Source organism: Leptospiraceae bacterium (assembly GCA_024233835.1).
In the GTDB taxonomy this organism is placed as follows: domain Bacteria; phylum Spirochaetota; class Leptospiria; order Leptospirales; family Leptospiraceae; genus JACKPC01.
Genome location: JACKPC010000001.1, coordinates 378,144 through 399,635, shown reverse-complemented (window position 1 = coordinate 399,635; position 21,492 = coordinate 378,144). Strand labels below are relative to the sequence as shown.

The following is a 21,492-nucleotide window of genomic DNA, read 5'->3' as shown; positions in this document are numbered from 1 at the left end:
ATTATGGATTTTGCAATTTCAAACAAAATGAAAACTGTTCTGGATATGATTCACACCTTTCTTGAAAAAGAAGTTTACCCACTTGAGCCTTCTTTTTTTAGAAAGGAGTTTAAAGAACTTTTACCCGAATTACAGGCTCTCAGAAACAAAGTAAAACAAATGGGACTCTGGGGGCCAAATTATCCTGAAGAGCTCGGAGGCATGGGTCTGAATCTTGTCGAACACGGACTGGTTTCGGAAGCACTCGGACGCTCTCCATTAGGCCACTATCTATTTGGCTGTCAGGCTCCCGATGCAGGAAATATCGAAATTCTTCACATGTTCGGTACAGAAGAGCAAAAGGAAAAATACCTGAAACCTCTAATAAAAGGGGACATCCGAAGTTGCTTTGCTATGACCGAAGTAAATACGGCGGGTTCCAATCCTTTACTTATGGAAGCTACTGCTGTTAAGGATGGAGATGAGTATGTCCTGAATGGCCACAAATGGTATACAACTGGTGCGGATGGAGCTTCCTTTGCTATTGCCATGATGGTAACGAATCCGAATGCGAACCCTGCCTTGAAAACCAGTATGTTTATCGTTCCCTGCGATAATCCCGGCTTTAATTTAATACGAAACATTTCGATTATGGGTGAAACCGGATCCGATTACAACAGCCATGGAGAAGTCATGTTTCAGTCCTGTCGCATACCTAAAGAAAATCTTTTAGGCAAAGAAGGACACGGTTTTCGTCTGGCTCAAGAAAGACTGGGTCCCGGAAGAATTCATCACTGTATGCGCTGGTTAGGGATTTGTAACCGTTCTTTTGATCTTATGTGTGAAAGAGCCAATGAAAGAATCATTACAGTAGATGGAAAAACTCTGGCCGATAAAGAAGCCGTTCAATACTGGGTGGCAGAATCAAAAGCTGAAATTCAAGCAGCAAGACTTATGACCCTAAAAGCCGCCTGGACAATTGATAACGAAGGAATGAATAAGGCCAGAGAAGAAGTAGCAATGATTAAATTTACTGTGGCAAATACTATGCAAAGAGTAATCGATAGAGCTCTCCAGGTTCACGGTGGACTCGGTATGTCAGATGATACAATCTTAGCTTATTTTTATCGGCATGAAAGAGCAGCCAGGATATATGACGGAGCAGATGAAGTGCATAAATCTTCTCTGGGTTCTCGAATCTTGAAAGAATATAAGAACAAACTGAATAAGAAAAAGTGAATATATCTGAGATAAACTATCAGCAGTTTTTGGATGAATACCCTATTTCTATAGAGGAACTTTGCAGGAATATTTATCTAAATAATGCCGATTCCATTAAAATCAAGAAGGAAGGATTGGCTGTAAAAAACCTTCAACTTATCCTGGAAACGGTTTTTCAGATAAGCCTTAAGAAAGGTTTCCATGCTATGAGTCTACGGGACTTGAGTAAGGAATCGGGTTTAAGTATGGGAGCTTTATATAATTATTTTTCAAGCAAGGAAGAGCTTTTAAAGATGATATTTGCAGAAGGTCAGAGTCTCATACGAGATGTGTTTAAGGAAAATCTGGACTTGCAATTTTCTTGCAGGATCAAATTGAAAAGGGCGATTTGCTACCACCTGTATCTAAGTGAAGCTTTGCAGAAAGTTTTTTATTTTTTGTTTATGGAAGCAAAAAATCTCGAACCGGATGTAAAAAAGAAAACTCTATCCCTCGAACAATCAACTGAAAAGGTATTTGAAGACATTTTAAAACAGGGGATTACAGCAGGAGAGTTTAAAATGAAAGAGCTGAGTTTACACGTAATGGCGATCAAAGCCCTTCTTCAAGACTGGTATTTAAAACGATACAGGTTTTCTCAAAAAAAAATCAATATAGAAACCTATGCCTCTTTTGTAACAGAGTATGTATTTTCTAATTTAGGAAGATGAAATGGACTTACAGGATAAATTAAAACAATACTTAGAAAAAAGACTAAATACTCAGGTTGAAATTCAGGATTTCATTTCCCTGAGCGGAGGTGGTGGAGCCTGCCAGGATAATTATAGTCTTCGTTTGGAGGTTTCATCAGGTGAATGGGAAGGAACGCATGAGCTGGTTATGAGAACGGATAAGGGAGCTTCTCTGTATGCAAGTATTTCCAAGAAAGATGAATTTCGAGTAACTTCTATAGCACATGAAAGAGGAGTGAAAACACCCAGACCCTACTGGCTCGAAGAAGATGGATCTTATACAGGCAATCCCTTTTTTGTTATGCAAAGGATAAACGGAAAGGCCAATGGACGTTATCTGGTAAAAGATAGGACTATTGAGAAAGCGAGAAAAAACCTTCCCCATGAACTAGCTGAAAACCTTGCAAAGATACACTCCATACAACCTACAGATTGTAAAGAAGAGGATTTACATAAAGTCCTTGGTGCCGGTAGAAAGTTGGACAAGGATTACGCGGCAGATGAAATTAAAACTCTAAGAGAAGAAGTTGCAAAGCTTAAAGAACCCCACCCGGCTATAGAGCTAATACTCAATTGGGCAGAAAAGAACAAACCCGAAGTAAACGAAATTGTTCTTGTGCATGGTGATTTTCGAACCGGGAATTTCATGGTTTCCGAGAACGGCCTCGAAGGAATTTTAGACTGGGAATTTGCTCACTGGGGTGAACCTTATGAAGACATAGCCTGGCTCTGTATGCGTGACTGGAGATTTGGTCGTCTTAATAAGGAAGCAGGAGGCATTTGTACAAGAAAAGAGTTTTATGATCTTTATTCTAAATATGCAAAAGAACCGGTAGATGCCAATCGGGTACTTTTTTGGGAAGTAATAGGAAACTTACGCTGGGCCATTGGTTCTGTAGGACAGGCAGAAAGGCATCTCTCAGGAAAAGACAGGGGAATTGAGCTTGCTGCCATTGGAAGGCGTAGCTGTGAAATGGAATTTGAAGCAATGAGGTTGATTGAAAATGCAGGATAGACCGGACGCAATAAATTTGTTGGAAACGATTCAGGCTCTTCTTCTAAAAGAAGTTATGCCGGAAGTTCAGGGCAATGAATTTCTCTCGTATAAAACCCTCGTAAGTTGGAATATGCTGGGTGTAGTAAGCAGAGAATTAAAATATGGAGAAAAGTATCTAAATGAAGAGTTGAAAAGATTGAGCGGGTATTTGAACCAGGATCTCCCTTCTTTAGAATCTACATATATAGAAAAAATGAAATATGCCGAAGATTTAAATCGAAAACTTTCAGAGAAAATACGGATAGAAAAGTTAGATAATACAGATAAGATTTCCTGGGAGATGGTTAAGCAAACATTGAAAGAAAAGCTGGAGATTTCTAATCCGCGTTTTTCTACGGGAAATGAGATAAAAGAATAAGATTCATTTTTCACTCAGCTGCTTATTAGAAGCAGCTGGTTCTGTTTTATTGACAGAGGGAGTTTTATTATCTGTTTTTTCCGCCGGAAGTTCCGCTTTTTTTTCAGGTGGCTTTTGAGGTTTTACTTCAACTTTCTTTTCCTCTTTTTTTTCCGGAATCGGGCTTTGCTTTTCTTCTTTTTTTACGTCTTCGGTTTTATTTTCAAGTTTTACTTCTTTTGTCTCATTAGACTTTGTGACTTGCTCATTTTTTTTAACTTCCGGCTCTATACCTTTACGACCGATAAAGTCCTGGTATTTTTTTTGTGAGAGATACTCACCAAATTCTTTATCAGACAGAGCTTCCTTCCAGTAGCTTTCTTTTTTATCAGCAGCTTTTTTTAAAAATTCTTTTAATTTGTCAAAGTTTTTAAGTGCCGCATAAGATTTAGCTATATAATAAAGAGCTTCTGAGTTATCACTTAGTTTTTCTAAATCCAAAATTGCTCTTGTATAATTTTTCAAATGGAAGTGAACCCTGCCTTTTAAAAATAAATATTCAAGTGAATTTTTATACATTTCTTCAATTGTATATAAGTATTTAGAAGAAGATTCATAATCAGATTTGTAAAAATAGAAATTCGACAAATAGAATAGACTTTCATGGTATTCAGTTGGTATGGAAGTTACAGGGTTATAGCTCTTCAGAACCTTTTCTTCAAAAAGCAAAAGGTTTTTGTATCCTTCCACTTCTTTTTTCATATGAAGCTGGGATAATCCTCTGTACATCAAGGCTGAAGTTTCATCCGGAGTTTCTTTTAGAATTAAATCTGTTGATTTCAATGCGTTTTCATAGCGGGCAGCTGTATAATCAATTTTACAGATAGCAATACGTGCTCCGGAGTGTTCTTTAAACTGCAAGGCTTGTTCAAAATGAGCTCTGGCCATCCCATTATCTTTTAACTCAAAGTAAGTCTTCCCCATATTCAAATGTAAGGAAAAAAGAAGCCTAACATCACTTTCATCGGTTAAACGAAGACTTTTACGAAATTTATCGATAGCTTCTTCGTGTTTACCGAGACGCAACTTAACTACACCATGCTTATATAAATACATTTTATCGGAAGGGTGTTTTTCATTTAGAAAAGAAAGATACTTATCAGCAAGAGTATATTCTTTTTGAACAAAATGGATAAGAGAGATTGACCAGAGAGCACTCTCATCTTCCGGTTTTTGACTTAGTAATTTATTATAATATTCTAAATCTTTAACTTTTACAGATTTCTTTTCTGCTATATGATTCTTTTTTTTATTTACAACTTTCTTAACAGGTTTTTCTTTTTTAATTACTTTTGGTCTCTCTGAAACTTTTTTCTTATTCGTATTAATAACTACCGTTTCTTCCTTCTTTTTTGTTTTGTTTTTTTCTGTTTTTACCGCTAACGAAGTATTTTTATGGCTTGTTTCCTTGCTATGTTCTTTTGTTATCTTCTTATCATCTTTTTTTGTCTCTTCCTTTTTGGTATCTTTATTATATACTAATACCGGAGTATCTTTTCCTCTTTGTGCATAAGCTTTACTTCGTATTTTAATAATATTTTTATTATTCGGACTCATAGTCAGATAACGATTTGAATAATGAATAACATGGTTCCAGGCTCTCAGGTATTTATAAAAGAGAATAATTTTTAAATAACAGGTCAATTTCTTCTTAGCAGGAAGCTTTAAATCAACAGCCCTTTGAAACATTTGAATAGATTGAGGATAGTTTTTTTGTGATTCATATATATATCCCATATACATATAAGGTTCACCCGAAGAAGGATTCGCACTTGAATAACTTTTAAATAATTTAATAGCTTTAGCAAAATTTCGTTTGGAATAAGCAATTTTCGCTTCTTTTATTGTATTAGCTCGGAGTCGATCCTGAAATATAAAGAAAAGCGTTAGAATAAATAGACCTACTATAAATAAATTTGATTTTTTAAGCAATGTGGTTCTCCATCCAATCCAAGAATTCTCTTGATCCAAGAGTCTGTATGTTTTTAACCTATTTTTATAATGTCGAATTTCTTGAAAATCATAATCTTGTTTTTTTTTACAGCCTGCGTAAGTCTTGAACAAAAAGAAAATGCAAAGGTGTTGTTATCGGGGGATAACTATATCATCTACTCCTATCCTGCCAGTTTTCCTCTGTTTAAATCAAAGCTTCAAACTTTTAATGAGAGACAAAGACAGATATTAACTGACTTTATAAAAAATCTTTATAGAACCCAGCAGAAGATGATAGGTGATAATAGAGAGAAGCTTTTTAATTTAACTGAATTATCTTTAATATCGAATGCCTTAAATACAGAAGAAGACAACTTATATTTTTATCATTTTATTTTTCTTCGAGAAGATAAGTTAAATCCATATAAACGTTTTTTTAGAACATCAGTATGGATATTTTATTCTGAGAATAAATGGAATCTTGTATTGGAAGATATATATAAGAACTATATATATGACGATTTATTCAAATTTAAAGATTGGGCCTTACCCGAAGAAAAGAAAATTTATTGTTCAGGAGAAGAACTTATATTCTATGAGGATAAGTGGAAAGACAGTTTTCATTATTCCCAAAATACATCCTGTGAATTAAGAGAAAGTTTTTCTTCTTTATTCAAAGAACAGAAAAAACTTGAAATAAATTATTCCTGGCTTATCCTGTTTCAGGCTCCCCTCGATAAACCGGCAGAAGAAAAGAAAACCGGAACAAACAGCAGTCAAAAACTGAAAGAATTAAAAGAATTACTGGATAAGAAATTAATCACAAAAGAAGAGTATGAAGAATATAAAAGAAAGATTTTGGATTCTTTACTTCAATAAAAATCAGGACTAATATATGTCTCATTAAGTTAAAAAAAAAATAATTAATTTAGTAAATTTTTTTCATTTTTTCTTGTCTTATTATTGATTCTATAATCTACTTAATAGTACAAAGGGACATTCATGAATGTGGATAATATAGATTTTCCAAATCGACAGGACTTAAAAGAACTGGCAATGGAATCCGTACTTACCGAAGAGCAGGCTGAGCTTTTAATTAATAATAAAATCAAGGATGCCTGGCTTCTCAAATTAAAAATCCAGATAGAAAATAAAACCGGCGTAATTGTCGTACTGCTATCAGATTATAAAAAAGAAATACTGGATATTTTCTCGGTTTTTAGTAGTTCTCCTATTCTGAATAAATTAAATACCTATGAAAAATTTCATAACATCCTGAAGAGCATGCTTGATGCGAGTAAATCAGACTTTGACCGGGGGATTTCTGAAACTATTGGTAGAATCATTTACAGAAGTTTTATCAGCTCTGAAATCGAAAGATTGATTCCTTTCTGGAAAAAAGAAAAGAATGCGGATTCCTTTATTGTACTTTTAGATAATGCCTTTCATAAAGAATTGCGGACACCCAATTACAGCATTAAAGCTGATGTAGAAATGGTTTCCAGTTTAAAATTTAGAACGGAAAACATTTTAAATAAGGAGATCCAACCCGTCCGAAGCCCTTTTGAAAAGAAAGTAGAAATTAGGGCCAAGGTTCTAACTGAACCCAGGGTAGCTCTGAGTTCAGCTTCAGTCAATACCCTTTCTGAGTCAACTCCTCCATCCGATATCCCTGCACCTAAATCCGGGACCGAATTAAAAATGGAAGAGATTGAATCGGGCTTTTCCAGCGTAGTTCGTTGCAAGACGGTTTTATCACCTGTTTCCGGAATTGAATTTTCCCGTTTAAGGGAAGGACAGGAAATTCTTATTACCCTGCCCTATAAAACCGATCAGGAAAAAATCTGGGCCAATCGACTGGGGGCTGTAGGAGAAGATGGAATCGTCCATCCACTTATTGTGAAATTTTACCGATATATAGAGATGAGCAAGGGAGAATACTATATCTATGCGAAAGGTCCGGAAAACGTACTCCTAAAAGCTTTTGAGGAGAGAAAAGTAAGAATCGCGGTTCCCAAGGACAAAAAAACAGCTCTTTTTGAGGATGTATCTGATAAACTACAGTTGAACTGGATATTTTTTGTAAGTATTGCCGGCTTACTTCTGACAATAGGAATGATTATTTTATACCTGAGTAAATATAGTTGATATGAAAAAAGGAATATACTGTACCCTGATAGGTCTTCTTATTATTTCCTGTGGAGATAAGGAAGAAATAGAATTAGAAAAAATTATGCGCGAAAAAGACCATTTTGCTGTATCTACTTATTGTGGAGAACATAAGGTCAAGCGCTATGAAAAGGAATGTAAGGAGGCTGCTCTAAAAGCAGAAAAGGAAATTGAAGAAGTCATTTCCCTGAAAGCTGATCTTCCCTATTCCCGCTTAATTATTGAATCAGAAAAAAAAGAGAAAATTGAAAAATTACTTCAAAAAAATGTTCATCTCGACATTAAATATGGAAGTATCTGGAGAGAATTGATACAATAATTAGCCACATAAATTCTGTTATTTCTTCAGAAAGCAAAATTTCTATAGACAAAAATTAGAAATCTTAGAAAATTTTCCTATGAAAGCAATTTTAAAGCTGGAGCAACTCTTAAAAGACGCCGGCCTAAAAGTTACAAGAAATCGTGTGGCTGTATTAAAATTGCTGTCGGTTGCAGAAAAGCCGGTAAATCACTCGGATATTATGCAAAACCTTCCAAGCGAAAAAAACTGGGATAGGGTAACAATTTATCGAACCTTATCTGAATTTGAAGACAAAAGTATTGTAAAATCTTTACATTCTAATAACCGTGTTAAATATTACGAACTACAGGATTCTGGCGTGAAGAGCCATGGACACATTGTTTGTGACTCCTGCGGTAAAATCGATTGCCTTGAAGGAGAGCTGTTTCCAAAAATCAGTTCAGAAATTAAAGGTTATAAGGTTCATAATGTCGAAGTCTTAATAAGGGGACTGTGTAAGCATTGTCAGTAAAAAAAGAAAGAGTTATTAAAATCAACCGTTGGACTGAAGGAATAAAGAATTCCAACGAAAAAAGAGTTCTAAATCATCTGAAAGGTCTTCTTATAGAAAGTCATTATAGATCCATATCCTGGAATAAGGAGAGGTTTCAAAAATTCTTTTCAGATGTTCTCAATAACCTGCCAACAAGGTATAAGCAAAAAAACTCTATTGAGATATCCGGGCGCCTTAGTAATGAAGTAATCATTGATGCTATTCGAGAAAGTTTAAAAGACATTCTGATTTCAGAAGGCCTTCCCCTGCCTCCGGAATCTTCAGAAAAAAAACAGCAGGATGAAATAAAAATCGAAGAGTCTCGGCCTGAAGAAGTCGAAGTGCTTACTTCTACAGAAACAGAAAGTTTTTCCGAATTACATACTGAATCCGAGGAAACTAATACAAGTCCTGTCTTACCTCCTGAATCGGAAGATACCGAAACTGATCCTGTCTTACCTTCTGAACCGGAAGATAGCGAAACTACTCCTGTATCACCATCTGAATCACAAGAAGTAATAGAGGAAGCAAAACCTGCAGAGAATAAAGAAATCGAAGAGGGTTATGATTGAGTCTATTCGTGACGCAATAATTCTAATTCCTCCCAAAAACCTCGAAGATTTGCAATTTATTTCCCGGACTCTAAATGAAGCTGGCTACAAATGCTATCTTGTAGGAGGTTCTGTAAGGGATCTGGCTATAGGAAAAGTTCCGTACGAATACGATCTTACCACTTCAGCCAAACCGGAAGACGTAAAAAAGATATTTCGAAAAGTAGTTGATACCGGAATTAAACACGGAACAGTTACCGTAATTGTAAATGGTGAGGGTTATGAAGTTACAACCTTTCGTCTCGATATAGGATACTCAGATGGAAGAAGACCAGATGCAATTATCTATGGTGAAACCCTGAGTGATGATTTAAAACGCCGTGACTTCACCATGAATGCTCTTGCACTAGATTTACTCACAGAAGAATTTGTTGATGAACATAACGGCTTAGAAGACATTCAGAATAAAATCATTCGAACTATCGGAATACCGGAAGAACGATTCACCGAAGATGGGCTTAGACCCATTCGAGCCCTACGCTTCATTTCTACTCTGGGCTTTTCTATTGAAGAGGCGACTTACCGGGCAATTTATAAAACTCGTTCTATAACAGCAAAGATTTCGGTAGAACGTTTTCATGATGAATTAAATAAAATTTTAAAAGTCGAGAAAAGCTCTCTAAGTATTCGCGAATTAATAAAAAATGAAATATTTCCTCTTTTTACCGGAGTCGCACTAAATATTCAAGCAGATGAGAGATTATTTGATTTGCTTGATTCAGCAAATACTGAAATTCCCGGAATCAAACTCTCAATACTCCTTCATATTATTCTTGGAGAAAATGCCTTTGACTTAAGTATTTCAGAAAGCCTGTTGAAAGATCTCAGATATTCAAAGAAGAACCTGAAAGACTGTATCTTTTTTCTGGATAGGTGGAGAAACTTAAAAGAATTACACACTGAAGAAGACACAAGAAGGTTTTTGAATCACTTTATATCTTATACAGGAAAAGAGAAACATATTGAGTATGTAACCAGCTTTCAGCTTACTTTCTATGGAAAAAATAGCCGGGAGGAATCTCTTATAAAGGAAGTTATAGCTCAAAACCCTCCTTTATCTGTTAAGGATTTACAAATAAATGGGAATGAAGTCGTTCAACTCCTACCCCTTCTTGAAAAAAGAAAAATTGGGGATACTTTAAATAGTTGTATGGACTATGTACTTAAAAATCCGGAAAAGAATACGAAAGAGAGCTTAAGAGATTTTTTATTGCAAAATTATTTATATATATAGATATTTTTAAAAATAGCCCCTACATGGAGATAAAATGAAGTTCCAAATTTATCTGTTTCTTTTCCTGTTATTTCTTATAAACGCCTGTGCAAGTACCGGTTTAAAAAAATCAAATATTTTGTTTTTTGATGCAGTCCGTGCTGGCGAGAAAGAAAAAGTAAAAAAATTTCTAACCGACGGAGTTTCAATAGAAGAAAAGTTACTCTTAGAAGATCGCTTCTCTAAAATAAAAATTCCTTATACAGCCCTGGCTTTTGCTGCGGAAGCAGGAAATGTGCAGATGTTAGAGTTTTTATTAGAAAACAAGGCCCAGGTAACTCCCCTGTCCTTAGAACTTGCTCTAAGGAATAATCACTTTACTGCTGTAAGGTATTTACTTACACATGGTGGAGATCCGGATAAGCTTTTATATTATTCCGTATTGCTCGAAAAAAAGCAGTTCACCTATGAGTTAATAGAAAAGTTTAATGCAAATGTTCATGTGAATGATAAGGATAGATTTCATGATCCGATTCTTGTAACGGCTGCTTTTCGTAACGATGATAAGCTCGTGTCCATAGCCTTAGATAAAGGGGCTGATCCGAATATTAAACGTAAATCTCATGAATCTGCCCTTCATTATGCGGTTAAAAATAAAAATTATAAAATGGTTCAGGAACTGATAAAAAAAGGTTCAAAAGCTGATTTTACAGAAATGATGCCCGCATCTCCTTTGCATTTTGCCAGTATGAATTGCGATGAAAAAATTAGCAAAGCCTTACTGAATGCAGGTGCCAGTATGAACTCAGAACACATGGATTATGAACTTCCCATAGATGATAAAACTCCCCTTCAAATAGCTCAAAAAAAATGTGATACCAAATTTATTAGTTTTCTAAAAAAGCAATCAAAGTAAGAAAGCTTTTCTTCCAATTCAGCCGGACACTGTGCTTCGGCGCGCTTTGCTTGCTCAGCAACCGCATCCGGCCGGGAAAAAACGGGGAAATTCTATCTCATTTATATATTTCTTTTGCCTTTTTTACAAGTCCTAAAAACTCTTCTCTATACCCATATCTATCCTGACCTTTTGCTGCTTTAGCAAGATTGTAAACTTTATCAAAATTCATATCACCGATATATTTTGATTCCCTGAGTAGAAGAGAAAAACTTGCGACTGCAGTTGCAAAACGCATATTTTGTGAACTGTTTTCAAGACTTCTTTCTTCATATTTTACCGGGTATATTAAGAGTTCACTCTTCTTCGCATCAGGCTTTTTATACCGCAGTTTAACAGTCACTGCTTCTGATTGGTTGTTTCCCGGATTTGCTTTTTTCTGGTATTTTAAAGGAATTTTATCAGGAATCTTTGTATTGCTATTTACCGGAATTAATTCATAAAGAGCTGTAACAGAATGCTCGGCACCAATATCACCGGCATCCTTTTTATCATCAGCAAAATCTTTGTCAGCAAGCTTCCTGTTTTCATAACCTATAAGTCTATAAGCCTTAATCAGATTCGGATTAAATTCCACCTGGATTTTAACATCTTTAGCAATAGTAAATAAAGTGCCATTCATCTCACGCACCAAAACTTTTTTTGCTTCATTCAATGTATCAATATAGGCATAATTTCCATTTCCCTTATCTGCAAGTTTTTCCATACTTGAGTCTTTATAATTTCCCATTCCAAAACCAAGAACGGTTAAAAATACACCTGACTTTGCTTTTTTCTGGATCAAATTAACAAGATCACTCTGGGAACTAGGCCCCACATTGAAGTCACCATCCGTAGCAAGAATCACACGGTTAACTCCATTTTTTATAAAATTCTTTTCAGCAAGACTGTAGGCAAGTTCAATTCCGGCACCACCATTGGTACTTCCACCTGCGCTTAACTTTTCAAGTGCATCCAGGATCTTATCTTTTTCACTACCGGGTGTGGGTTTAAGAACCATCCCGCTCGCTCCAGCATAAACAACGATAGAAACCCTGTCATTTTGTGTGAGTCCTTCCGAAAGCAAGCTAAATGCTTTTTTAAGAAGTGGAAGTTTATTGGGACTATCCATAGAACCGGAAACATCTAATAGAAAAACAAGATTCAAAGGTGCTCGTTCTTTATCAATGCCTCGACCTTTTATACCGATCTGCAGAAGTAAGTGCTCCGGGTTCCAGGGAGTCTTTGCCATTTCAGTATGAACCAAAAACGCTTCACTACCGCCGGGAGGTGCGTAATCATAGTTAAAATAATTTACCAGCTCTTCAGTACGAATAGCACCCAGAGGTGGCCTGTTTCCGTAATTGAGATAACGTCTCATATTACTGTAGGAAGCAGTATCTACATCTATAGAAAATGTGGATAATGGCTTATTAGCAACACTTAAAATTCCATTTTCCTCTACGGAGTCGTATTCCTCTGTATTAAAAACCCGTTTCTCTTTTTCCTTAAACCTTGCTATTTTAGGTGATTCACCATCAGATATACCACTTGCACCCGATGAGTAATCATAGTAGTCTTCCTGTTCATAACTCGAACTTTTGAGTTCATAAACCTGTCCACTTCTACCACAATATAAAATAGCAAAGAAAAGAAAAATTAGGGTGATACTTTTATTATTCATATTTATTCCTCAAGATAATAGAGTAGAAAAGAAGATTTTTTTTTGAATTTTACTATCAAAATAAATATTTTATAAGCTACCGATTCACCTACGAGAAAGGAACACTTCCAGCTTTCTTTTCTTGCTAAGAAATGAGCTTTTCTTAGCCTTGATTCCCATGAAGAGTTTATGCCACATTGCATATTTATTACTTCTTTTTTTATCCTTCACTGTATTTTCCGCTCCGATTAAGCAATATAAAATTGTAATCGATCCGGGACATGGAGGAAGTAAGCAAATCCCCTATGAAATGTACGGAGATAAATACGATATCGTGACCGGTAAATACCTCGAAAACTATAAAAGCGGGGCTCAATTTCACGATAGAACAGAAATGGAAATCGTTATGGATCTGGCAAGGGAAGTGCAGTATATCCTTGATTTGACTCGCACCAAAAGAGGGTTCAGGAAATTCAAATCCTATATTAAGCTTTTTTCCCGTTCTGATGCTCCCTGGATCATTCTTCACTCCACCTTAAGTCGCTCAGATAATTTTACTGATAGAAATTTCCGAGAGAAAGATGATAAAAATGCTCCTTATCGTATGTATGATTACCCGGATTTTAAAACCGGTATTCTTCAGAAAGGTAGAATTTCCAAAATCAATGAAGAAAAACCCGAGCTGGTGGTTTCTTTGCATATCAACTCAATCGGAGGCTATTTTCAGGGAATGGGAGTCGTTTTAAGCCCCTCTTATCGTACCTTTGAGCTACTTCGAAAAGTTTCTTCCGGAGAAGAAAGTGTAAAAACTTTCTACAATACAAAGTGGAAGAACTGGATGCGCTTCCAGGCAGGCTGGAATACCATCGAAAATGCCATGGCTGATGCCTGGATATATTTTCACGGTTACTGGTCTGATAAATCCGGTACAAAAGCAGATTTAAAGCGATTTGAAGGTTTTCGCCAAAACATGATCTCCTGGGCCTATAGAGATTCACCGGGCTGGACAAACCGAATTAATACTCCGGGACCTTATGCCATCAAGCACGAGGATTTTGAAGCCACAGGACCTTTCTGGGAAAGAGAAAAAAGCGATCTGGAGCTGATGAGAAGAGAAGATGGACCGGAAGGATTTGGTGGAGACAACCATTATGCCGGTATGGAACTGCTCCGTTTTATTCAATACGGCTTTAGAACCGAAGTCCAACAAAATCCCCACCCCAGTTTTGAATCTCCCGATAAAATTCTTCCTCCCTTTATCTCTACCTACAGCCTTCCGACGTTTATTAATGGAATCAGTGCTTATTTAGAATTGGGAAATATTTCCAGCGATAAAGACATGTACTTTGTCCAGGTAAAAAGAAGAAAAATGGCGATAAGTATTGCTGTAGGAATATATTCTCTTTTTCAGGGCCTGGAAGTAAAAAACCCCGACATTCTTTATGCTCCAAAAGGAAAAAAAATCGACTTCAGCAAGTATATTACTGACAGTGGCGAAAGTTATTTTAAAGTAGTGACAAAAAGCTCAGAGAATTAGAATGGAAAGCCATTTAGACGAACCCGAATTTGCAATTTTAATCGATGCTTACAGGAAATCCCTTGTTAGGCGTTATTCCGTAGAGAATCTTGCTCGTTACCCGGAATTTTCCGGTTTACCCAGAGCTACGGTAGATAAACTCATTCGCTATTTCTTAGAATTACTCTATCCGGAATACGAAATTAGACTGGAATTGGACAATGCTTTTACTTCCCTGGCCGGTTTTGTTAAGTCTCCTCGTAAATTTCTGGGCGTAATCGGCAACATGGGGTATGCTGTCGTAAAATTTGGAAAACACCTCTTTGCCGGTATCAAAGCCGGAATTGCAGCCTTATCTTCCTACCTGACTGCCCATAAATTTGAAAATACCCTGTATTCTTACGCCAAACCTTTAATACAGAAAAAAATCGACATCAGCCAGGAAGACCATTTTAACTCCCTGATAGCCAAGATTCCTTACGAAGAAGCTACTGAGTTCCGGCATGATATTATTAACCTATTCAAAACTCTCGCAAACCGAGAATTACTCAAGAAAATCATTCTTATCAATGATCATGTGATTGAAAAGATGAAAGAGAATCCAAAAGTTTATAATCCCTCGGAAGTAAAAGGCATAGAAATGGGCCTGGATATAATGAAAAAAGGGCGTGAGTTATTCGATGAGCTTACCGATCAGGAAATAACTTTGATTATCAGGGGAATTGATATTATAGAAAAAGATTTTTATGAAAATTCTTTAAGAATAGAAGAGATGAATCGAGCAAAATAAGAAATATACCGACGGCCGGAATCGAACCGGCACGGAGTTGCCCCCGGTGGATTTTGAATCCACTGCGTCTACCTGTTTCACCACGTCGGCTTAATCATTTCTCAGTCACCGGATTCCATGTATTTACCTTTTCCTCTGGCAACTATCTTACCTATCTCATTTTCTATCTCGGCTCTATTTTCAATCACTTTTTTATTCTTTTTTACAAACCATCCCCTGAGGTGAAGAGGCTCATTAACATGGGCAGGTTGGAGGTAGCGAATTGTCAATTCACCAGTAAGAGTGTCAAAGTTCATAGCTTCATTAATTTTCACCATGATCTCATCCAGAATAGTCGCAATAATTCCGGGATGAACCGTGTCCGGTTGGCCCTGAAATTTAACAGGACAGGTATAATCACCATAAGCGGTTTTTGTATCTTCATCGAAAGTTATTCTTAATTGTAGACCATCAGGATTATCAGGACTTGAGCCAAAACTCAGATTTTTCTTCTTGGTAGCCGTTTTCATAGGTTGAATAAGTTCAGAAAAAATCATTCTTGTCAAGAACTTTTTATGCTTGAATTATAAGTAGTAAATTTATATTGGCTTTTGCATACCTTCAAAAAAATCGGGGTTACGGAAAAATCACCAGTGCTTCGCTTCGATCTCCGGAAAAAATGAGGGCTTACTGGCTTTTTAATCCTTAAAACCGATTTTTTCCTTATTCTATATAGACTAATTCCTTAAAATTCTCGATAATAAAGTACTGGAAATTTCCCTATACTCCCAAATAATAAGAGAAACACGTGACGGAATCCGGCTTAACATATAACGCAGAACAAATTTTAGAAGGTTCGAAACGCTTCTCTTTTCACAAAAGAGCCCTTTTAAATGCAGAATCCCTATTTGCAAAGCAGCATTATAAAAGTGCTATAGAAGTCTATACAAGAACCCAGCAGAGGATTCACGACCCGGATATACGTGCCAAAATAGCTAAAAATCTTGAAGATATCCAGAGACTTATCTCGGACTCAAATGCTACCAGCGGTATTGAAGGTATTAGTGCCAGCTCAAGTACTCACAAGAGAAAAGAGAGTTTTGATGTTCAGCAAAAATTGAAAGAGTTAGCTGAAAAACTGGCCAGTTCCTTATCTTTTCCTTCTACATTTCCCGGAGCAGAAAATAGGGAGAAGGAAGAAATCAGGGATAAAACCGAATATAAGGAAAGACCTAAAGATCGTTCTTTACCGGAACGTGATGTAGAATCTGGTTTAAATTCCCCCTTCCTTTATGAATTTAACACTTCTGATGATGCAAATCGAATGTCTCCTATTCGAGAAGGTGAAGGTGGAAAAGAAGCTCATATAGATACAGCTTCCATTAAAAACCTTGATTCTCTCAGTATAGAAGGAGTTAAAGAAAGTCATAATACATTTGAACCGGTTGATTCTTTACAGACAGGCCATTCGGAAACCAGAGACTCTTCGGCTTCTGGCCCGGCAGCAGATTCAAATAGTGCTCGTACACAACAGGCTTACCAGGAAAGTGAACTAAAATCCCCTATGGATTCCGGGTCGGAAAGAATACTGGACTCGCAGTCCCCTTCACAGTCTCAAGATATTCGGGAGGAAACTTCCTCTCCTTCCTCCATCCCGGAAACCTACCGACAGGAGCTGGCAAGGAATAAAAATCTTCCTGAGAATTATAATGTTTATAACCCCATTAATGAGCTTTTAAGCAGCCTGTATTTCTCAAGGGACTTTGAATCTTTTCGGAATCTTCCTTTAAAAGATAGGCGTTCCGGTAAAGAAAGGCGAAGCTACCCGAGTGTACTACCTCCCGGTATTCAAAATCGTAGAAGTGGTGAAGACAGGAGAAAAGTAGATCTATTCAAAAAACGAGATGAATATTTAAATGAATGGGTTCAGCAAAAAAAGACAAATGCTCCGGAAGAAGTTCCTCAGGATATTTTTGAACCCAGAACGGTTCAGGATCTCTTTCCTTCCGGATTGATTAGCCCTTATTCTTACAGCCTTCCCGGTAGTGCAGCTCCTCCTACTACAGAACCACAGGATACTGGAGAGACTGAAAAACCTGAGGCTGAGTCCTCCTCTGTACCTACTTACCCGCCATACTATCCATTTGCCGGTCTGGATTCCAATTCCAGGCATGAAGGAGTTCCCTATACGGGTGCTCCTCCTTCCGGAAAAGCAGGTGCGGCTAATGAAGAGTATATCAAAGATATTGATATTGAAAAGGGCCTAATTAAAATAGGACTACCGGATCCTATAAATGCAGACGATTACGAATTTTCCTCCTTGATGAGCGGTTTTAAAACTATCTCTCTTCCGGACCCGGAAGATATCTTTAGAAAGATAGGAGAAGATGGAAAAGAAGAAATAGACGATTCTACAAAAATTGAAGAAACAGAGGGGCCCGAAGTGGAATTCATGGGCGGCAGTTTGACCGAAAGCCCCTATGCCGATGAATATGAACCGGAAGGAGAAGAGGGAGAAGTTACGGAAGCCGAGGCCCCGCCTGAACCGGAAAGAACCATTCATGGTGTATTAGAATTAAAACCTCCGGAAGAAGACGATGCACCTTTCTTAACCTTAACCTATGATTTTACTAAAATACCTCATTCATTCAGACTTTCTAAGAATTACAGTATAATGGAATATTCCTATTATAAATATAAGCCTATGCTAACAAAAGCACAGGAATTTGCTCGCAGAAAAATGCTAAAAAATGCATTAAATTATTACAGGGTAATAAAATCTCAGAATATTCCTCCTGAATTAAAAAGCATGATAAACCGAAATATCAAAGATATCACTGAATTCCTGGAAAAATTTATCATGGCAAAGGGTAATTAAAGTATTCAATAAAATGCTTAAAAATCAAAACCAAAAACTCAATGCTATTACCTGGTTGATTATTCCGAATGTCCTTCTCTGTTTTTCCCTTGGTTTTATAGGGATTATGCTTTTACGTCAGGCCTATACTGAAATTAAGGCGATTGAAACGGAAGATATTTATTTTTTAAGCTTTAAATTATCCATCCTATTCTTCTTTCTAATTGGCTTTGGAGTTAAGAAATTTGTAAAACATCATCATAAATTCATTATATATACAGAGCTTACAACCATTCTGCTACTATGTTTGCTTATATTAACTTTGAAGTATTTTTCTTCCAGTAGCATACAGGTAGATTATATTTTTTATACAAACTTTTTTTATTTTTTTGTAGCTATCATCTCTTTTGCCTTTGGAATTTTTACGGCGGTTTTACGAAATTTCAGACTCTGGGGATTTTTACTGGGAATACTCAGCTTTCTAAGCTTTCATACATTCAATGAAAATATTATAAGCCTGAAACCGGAAGAGTATATTAATAATTTCTTAATTCTCCTTGCCATTGAAATAGCACTTATCTCTTTTCTATCACGTTTTAAATCTATCTCCTTTCTGAAGCACGAACAAAATAAGCATCCTTTAACAACCATATTTTTCTTTTCAGGAATTGCTTTATTTGTTCTGCATTCGATTTCCTTTTATGTAAATACAGAAAGTGAGTTATTAAATTCTTTAATGGGTTTTTCTATAGGTCTGCTTATCTGCAATATTATATATTCCTATGGGTATTTAAAAGGAAAGATTCGCCTAAAATACTATCTTGGACTCACTCTATTATTTACAAATGTTGTCCTATCTTTGAAACAGGCGACTCAGGAAACCTATCTGCCTTTTCTGTTCTTTATGGATACAGCTTTAATCGCCATTTATTCACCTTACAGAATCAATTATTATAAGCTCGGTTTATCGATTATGAATGGTTTCGCACTTTTTATATCAGCTTTTTATAGTAATCAATACTATGAAATTCGATATATTTTATTATTCATATTTGTGGCTTTAATATTATTACCTATTTTATTACAAAAACTTATTAAGCCATATTATCGAATCTTAGCACTTAGTTCTACCCTTGCTCTTGTTTTTTACTCTTTTACTCCATTACCTATCATACATGATATAGATTTTACGGAAAAAGAAGAAATTTCTCCTGTACCTTTTCTTTTTACAGGGATTCAGTTTAATGAAAAAGACTTTGTATATTACAATACTTCCTTACCCTTTCCCAAAGTAAAAAAATTACCAAAGAAAAATGCTATTCAAAATAAGACTATTGTTCTGGGTTTAAAAAAGAAAGAAAAGCAGGTACTCACTTATGTAAAGCAGCTTGATAAATTCGGTTTTCCTTTTCTTATATTTCAGGAGAAAAAAGATCCTGTTATCAAAACAAACTTAAATTTACGTTACCTGGAATATCCTCTCTTTCGAATTTATTATTCCGAAAAGGGTTATCAAGCCTTAAAGCCAACGAACCTGGATGCCTTACGGCTAAAAAATAAAGAAATTGATTATATAGAATCGAGAATAAATATAATTTCGGAACCTGCTAAAATTTCAGAAGCACTTACAAATATCTATACATACAGTTCCAGTTCTTTTCGTGAAAAAGCAAAAGAGTATCAGAATATTTTCTATAATTCTTATAAAATATACCTTGAATATTATTATGAGCATGAATACTATAATCAAGCTACCGAATTAGCCGGACTCTGCCTGCTCTTTTTTGACAAGGATCCATCTTTTTATAAACTGGCTTATGATTCTTTAATCCATATTTCACCGGAAGAATCTCATATGAACCTGATGAATCGCTTAATTAATAAACCTGAATATAAACTTTCTATATTAAAACGACTTTATCCGCTTTATTTATCTCAACAAAAATATAAAGAAGCTATTTCAATAATAGATACACTTCTACTCATCCTTGAACAAGATAAAAAAAACGAAGAATTAGATAACTTAAAAATAGAAAAAGCAAAAATCTTCCTTCAAAATTCAGATCTCTTAGAAGCCGGCTTACTTATAAAGCGTGAACTTTCCCGGAATCCGGATTCTTTATTATGGAACAAATTACTGGAAAATTTAAATTTCCGGATAGAAGAAAATAGGATTCGTTTTCGAAATTACAACGGCTAAAACCGGAAATAGAAAAAATCCTTCTTATCAAACGAAGCCAGTAGCATATACAAAATTGAAAAAAGAATATATAGTAATATAATTATAATAGGATTCATCTTTGATTTATAGTAAAGTTCTTCCGATTTATTATAAATTCGCAATATATCAAACACAAAGATAGGAAAAGAATATAGTAATAATTTTAAGTATAAGTCTATAGTGTAATCAAATCCCCCCTGAATTCTAAAAAAGTTTACATAATGGGATAGAGAATCTACACGAAATAGTAATATTCCAAAAGCAAATAGATAGAATGTTGTAAGTACCCCTAAAAATTTTAAAACCAATTTTAAATATACATTAGTAAAATTATATATAACAGTTTTTATTGAGTTATAAGCTACCACCTGTACGCCGCAAGATATTCCCCAGAGCAGATAACCGTAAGTACCTCCGTGCCATAGTCCTCCTAACATCCAAACGATCATCAAATTTATATTCTGTCGGAGTAGGCCAATCCGATTACCACCGAGAGGAATATATATATAATCCCTTAACCATGTAGAAAGGCTAATATGCCACCTTCTCCAAAATTCAGAAGGATTAGAAGAAATATAAGGGACATTAAAATTACTGGACAATTCAAAACCTAAAAGGCGGGCAAGGCCTCTTGCCAGATCTGTATAGGCACTAAAGTCAGCATAAAGCTGAATGGCAAATATAGTAGAAACAAGAATGTAAAGTTTTAAAGAGTATTCTTCGGGTACAGATAAACAGGAATCGACCAGTAAAGCCAGATTGTCTGCCACGAAAGCTTTTTTGAAAATCCCTTCGGAAATTAGTAAAAAACCGGAAACGAGCTTATCTCTATCTACTATTCTTTTATTTTCAATCTGAGGTATTAATTTTTCAGCTCTTTCGATGGGACCGGCTAAAAGAAGAGGAAAAAAGATTTCATAAATACTGTAATGTAAGAGATTTTTACATAGAGGAATTTTTTCATGATAAACATCTACGAGATAGCTAATATTATGAAAGGTATAAAAAGATATTCCCACAGGTAATAATAGCTGCAAACTTAAGGGTAGGTTTATACCGGGTTCAAATATATGAATTATATCTTTTACAATAATAGAAAAAAAAATAAAATATTTAAACAGAATAAGAAAGAACAGGTTTAGAAATATTAAAAATGTTAACAGGTGTTTTTTATAAGTAGTTCTTTCTAAACTTCTTAAATAGACAGCTCCATAGAAATTAAAGAATATACTAAATAATAAGATAGGTAAAGTTTTTAAACTCCAGGTTGAATAAAAAAAACAACCAGCCAATAATAATAGAACATTTTGAATACGTAAAGAAGAGAAGTTATATAAGAAAAAGAAGATAATGAAAAAACTAAAAAATTCGAGTGTCTGAAATAACATT

General features: G+C 35.5%; 19 protein-coding genes and 1 tRNA gene. 15 read left to right on the top strand and 5 right to left on the bottom strand.

Annotation, left to right across the window (positions count from 1 at the left end):
- The first annotated feature begins 3 nt into the window (after positions 1–3).
- The 4 genes from H7A25_01900 to H7A25_01885 are packed head-to-tail and all read left to right on the top strand — an operon-like array spanning position 4 to position 3,346.
- Positions 4–1,218, top strand: a complete 1,215-nt coding sequence (locus H7A25_01900) for an acyl-CoA dehydrogenase family protein (protein MCP5498629.1) — start codon at positions 4–6, stop codon at positions 1,216–1,218.
- Positions 1,215–1,910: a TetR/AcrR family transcriptional regulator gene (locus H7A25_01895; protein ID MCP5498628.1), complete on the top strand. Its 696-nt coding sequence runs from the start codon at positions 1,215–1,217 to the stop codon at positions 1,908–1,910. The genes H7A25_01900 and H7A25_01895 overlap by 4 nt, the downstream gene beginning before the upstream one ends.
- A 1-nt stretch (position 1,911) precedes the next feature.
- Positions 1,912–2,946 carry a phosphotransferase family protein gene (locus H7A25_01890; GenBank protein MCP5498627.1) on the top strand — a complete coding sequence of 345 codons (1,035 nt, stop codon included), beginning with the start codon at positions 1,912–1,914 and terminating at the stop codon, positions 2,944–2,946.
- Positions 2,936–3,346: a hypothetical protein gene (locus tag H7A25_01885; protein MCP5498626.1), complete on the top strand. Its 411-nt coding sequence runs from the start codon at positions 2,936–2,938 to the stop codon at positions 3,344–3,346. Before H7A25_01890 ends, H7A25_01885 begins: the two co-directional genes overlap by 11 nt.
- A gap of 3 nt (positions 3,347–3,349) precedes the next feature.
- On the opposite strand, the gene H7A25_01880 is transcribed toward H7A25_01885, so the two are convergent.
- Complete coding sequence (locus H7A25_01880; protein ID MCP5498625.1) at positions 3,350–5,317, bottom strand: tetratricopeptide repeat protein; 1,968 nt, start codon at positions 5,315–5,317, stop codon at positions 3,350–3,352.
- Between the two features lie 96 nt (positions 5,318–5,413).
- Between H7A25_01880 and H7A25_01875 the strand changes: the two genes are divergently transcribed.
- The 7 genes from H7A25_01875 to H7A25_01845 all read left to right on the top strand — a co-directional run bounded on the left by H7A25_01875 (position 5,414) and on the right by H7A25_01845 (position 11,059).
- Entirely contained in the window at positions 5,414–6,196 is a 783-nt protein-coding gene (locus tag H7A25_01875) for an SHOCT domain-containing protein (GenBank protein MCP5498624.1), read from the top strand.
- Between the two features lie 123 nt (positions 6,197–6,319).
- On the top strand, positions 6,320–7,465 hold the full coding sequence (locus tag H7A25_01870) for a hypothetical protein (GenBank protein ID MCP5498623.1): 1,146 nt from the start codon (positions 6,320–6,322) through the stop codon (positions 7,463–7,465).
- A 1-nt stretch (position 7,466) separates the two neighbouring features.
- Positions 7,467–7,805, top strand: a complete 339-nt coding sequence (locus tag H7A25_01865) for a hypothetical protein (protein MCP5498622.1) — start codon at positions 7,467–7,469, stop codon at positions 7,803–7,805.
- 79 nt (positions 7,806–7,884) lie between these two features.
- Positions 7,885–8,298 carry a transcriptional repressor gene (locus H7A25_01860; protein ID MCP5498621.1) on the top strand — a complete coding sequence of 138 codons (414 nt, stop codon included), beginning with the start codon at positions 7,885–7,887 and terminating at the stop codon, positions 8,296–8,298.
- Positions 8,289–8,891 carry a hypothetical protein gene (locus tag H7A25_01855; protein MCP5498620.1) on the top strand — a complete coding sequence of 201 codons (603 nt, stop codon included), beginning with the start codon at positions 8,289–8,291 and terminating at the stop codon, positions 8,889–8,891. Before H7A25_01860 ends, H7A25_01855 begins: the two co-directional genes overlap by 10 nt.
- Positions 8,884–10,164, top strand: coding sequence for a CCA tRNA nucleotidyltransferase (locus tag H7A25_01850; GenBank protein MCP5498619.1), 1,281 nt, complete (start codon positions 8,884–8,886; stop codon positions 10,162–10,164). The genes H7A25_01855 and H7A25_01850 overlap by 8 nt, the downstream gene beginning before the upstream one ends.
- A gap of 34 nt (positions 10,165–10,198) precedes the next feature.
- Positions 10,199–11,059 (top strand): ankyrin repeat domain-containing protein, encoded by an 861-nt coding sequence (locus H7A25_01845; GenBank protein MCP5498618.1) that lies wholly within the window; start codon positions 10,199–10,201, stop codon positions 11,057–11,059.
- A gap of 97 nt (positions 11,060–11,156) precedes the next feature.
- On the opposite strand, the gene H7A25_01840 is transcribed toward H7A25_01845, so the two are convergent.
- Positions 11,157–12,761: a VWA domain-containing protein gene (locus H7A25_01840; GenBank protein MCP5498617.1), complete on the bottom strand. Its 1,605-nt coding sequence runs from the start codon at positions 12,759–12,761 to the stop codon at positions 11,157–11,159.
- Positions 12,762–12,918: 157 nt separating this feature from the next.
- On the opposite strand from H7A25_01840, the gene H7A25_01835 reads away from it, so the two are divergent.
- Both H7A25_01835 and H7A25_01830 read left to right on the top strand, forming a co-directional pair.
- On the top strand, positions 12,919–14,277 hold the full coding sequence (locus H7A25_01835) for an N-acetylmuramoyl-L-alanine amidase (GenBank protein MCP5498616.1): 1,359 nt from the start codon (positions 12,919–12,921) through the stop codon (positions 14,275–14,277).
- 1 nt (position 14,278) lies between these two features.
- The gene (locus tag H7A25_01830) at positions 14,279–15,046 is read left to right on the top strand and encodes a hypothetical protein (protein ID MCP5498615.1); all 768 of its coding nucleotides are present in this window, start codon (positions 14,279–14,281) and stop codon (positions 15,044–15,046) included.
- A gap of 6 nt (positions 15,047–15,052) precedes the next feature.
- On the opposite strand, the gene H7A25_01825 is transcribed toward H7A25_01830, so the two are convergent.
- Both H7A25_01825 and H7A25_01820 read right to left on the bottom strand, forming a co-directional pair.
- Positions 15,053–15,136, bottom strand: a tRNA-Leu gene (locus H7A25_01825).
- Positions 15,137–15,147: 11 nt separating this feature from the next.
- The gene (locus H7A25_01820) at positions 15,148–15,555 is read right to left on the bottom strand and encodes a PaaI family thioesterase (protein ID MCP5498614.1); all 408 of its coding nucleotides are present in this window, start codon (positions 15,553–15,555) and stop codon (positions 15,148–15,150) included.
- Positions 15,556–15,833: 278 nt separating this feature from the next.
- Here H7A25_01820 and H7A25_01815 point away from each other — a divergent pair, with 278 nt between their 5' ends.
- The gene (locus H7A25_01815) at positions 15,834–17,903 is read left to right on the top strand and encodes a hypothetical protein (protein ID MCP5498613.1); all 2,070 of its coding nucleotides are present in this window, start codon (positions 15,834–15,836) and stop codon (positions 17,901–17,903) included.
- A 13-nt stretch (positions 17,904–17,916) separates the two neighbouring features.
- A complete protein-coding gene (locus tag H7A25_01810; GenBank protein ID MCP5498612.1) occupies positions 17,917–20,082 on the top strand; it encodes a hypothetical protein in 2,166 nt (721 codons plus the stop codon).
- On the opposite strand, the gene H7A25_01805 is transcribed toward H7A25_01810, so the two are convergent.
- Entirely contained in the window at positions 20,079–21,491 is a 1,413-nt protein-coding gene (locus H7A25_01805; GenBank protein ID MCP5498611.1) for an MBOAT family protein, read from the bottom strand. The two genes, H7A25_01810 and H7A25_01805, sit on opposite strands and share 4 nt — an antisense overlap.
- Between the last annotated feature and the right edge of the window lies 1 nt (position 21,492).

Bases quoted from the DNA above. Each gene is read 5' to 3' on its own strand.
- H7A25_01835 (MCP5498616.1), top strand. From the start codon at position 12,919: ATGAAGAGTTTATGCCACATTGCATATTTATTACTTCTTTTTTTATCC.
- H7A25_01900 (MCP5498629.1), top strand. From the start codon at position 4: ATGGATTTTGCAATTTCAAACAAAATGAAAACTGTTCTGGATATGATT.
- H7A25_01820 (MCP5498614.1), bottom strand. From the start codon at position 15,555: ATGAAAACGGCTACCAAGAAGAAAAATCTGAGTTTTGGCTCAAGTCCT.
- H7A25_01885 (MCP5498626.1), top strand. From the start codon at position 2,936: ATGCAGGATAGACCGGACGCAATAAATTTGTTGGAAACGATTCAGGCT.
- H7A25_01830 (MCP5498615.1), top strand. From the start codon at position 14,279: ATGGAAAGCCATTTAGACGAACCCGAATTTGCAATTTTAATCGATGCT.
- H7A25_01865 (MCP5498622.1), top strand. From the start codon at position 7,467: ATGAAAAAAGGAATATACTGTACCCTGATAGGTCTTCTTATTATTTCC.
- H7A25_01860 (MCP5498621.1), top strand. From the start codon at position 7,885: ATGAAAGCAATTTTAAAGCTGGAGCAACTCTTAAAAGACGCCGGCCTA.
- H7A25_01890 (MCP5498627.1), top strand. From the start codon at position 1,912: ATGGACTTACAGGATAAATTAAAACAATACTTAGAAAAAAGACTAAAT.
- H7A25_01805 (MCP5498611.1), bottom strand. From the start codon at position 21,491: ATGTTATTTCAGACACTCGAATTTTTTAGTTTTTTCATTATCTTCTTT.
- H7A25_01810 (MCP5498612.1), top strand. From the start codon at position 17,917: ATGCTTAAAAATCAAAACCAAAAACTCAATGCTATTACCTGGTTGATT.
- H7A25_01840 (MCP5498617.1), bottom strand. From the start codon at position 12,761: ATGAATAATAAAAGTATCACCCTAATTTTTCTTTTCTTTGCTATTTTA.
- H7A25_01870 (MCP5498623.1), top strand. From the start codon at position 6,320: ATGAATGTGGATAATATAGATTTTCCAAATCGACAGGACTTAAAAGAA.
- H7A25_01845 (MCP5498618.1), top strand. From the start codon at position 10,199: ATGAAGTTCCAAATTTATCTGTTTCTTTTCCTGTTATTTCTTATAAAC.
- H7A25_01850 (MCP5498619.1), top strand. From the start codon at position 8,884: ATGATTGAGTCTATTCGTGACGCAATAATTCTAATTCCTCCCAAAAAC.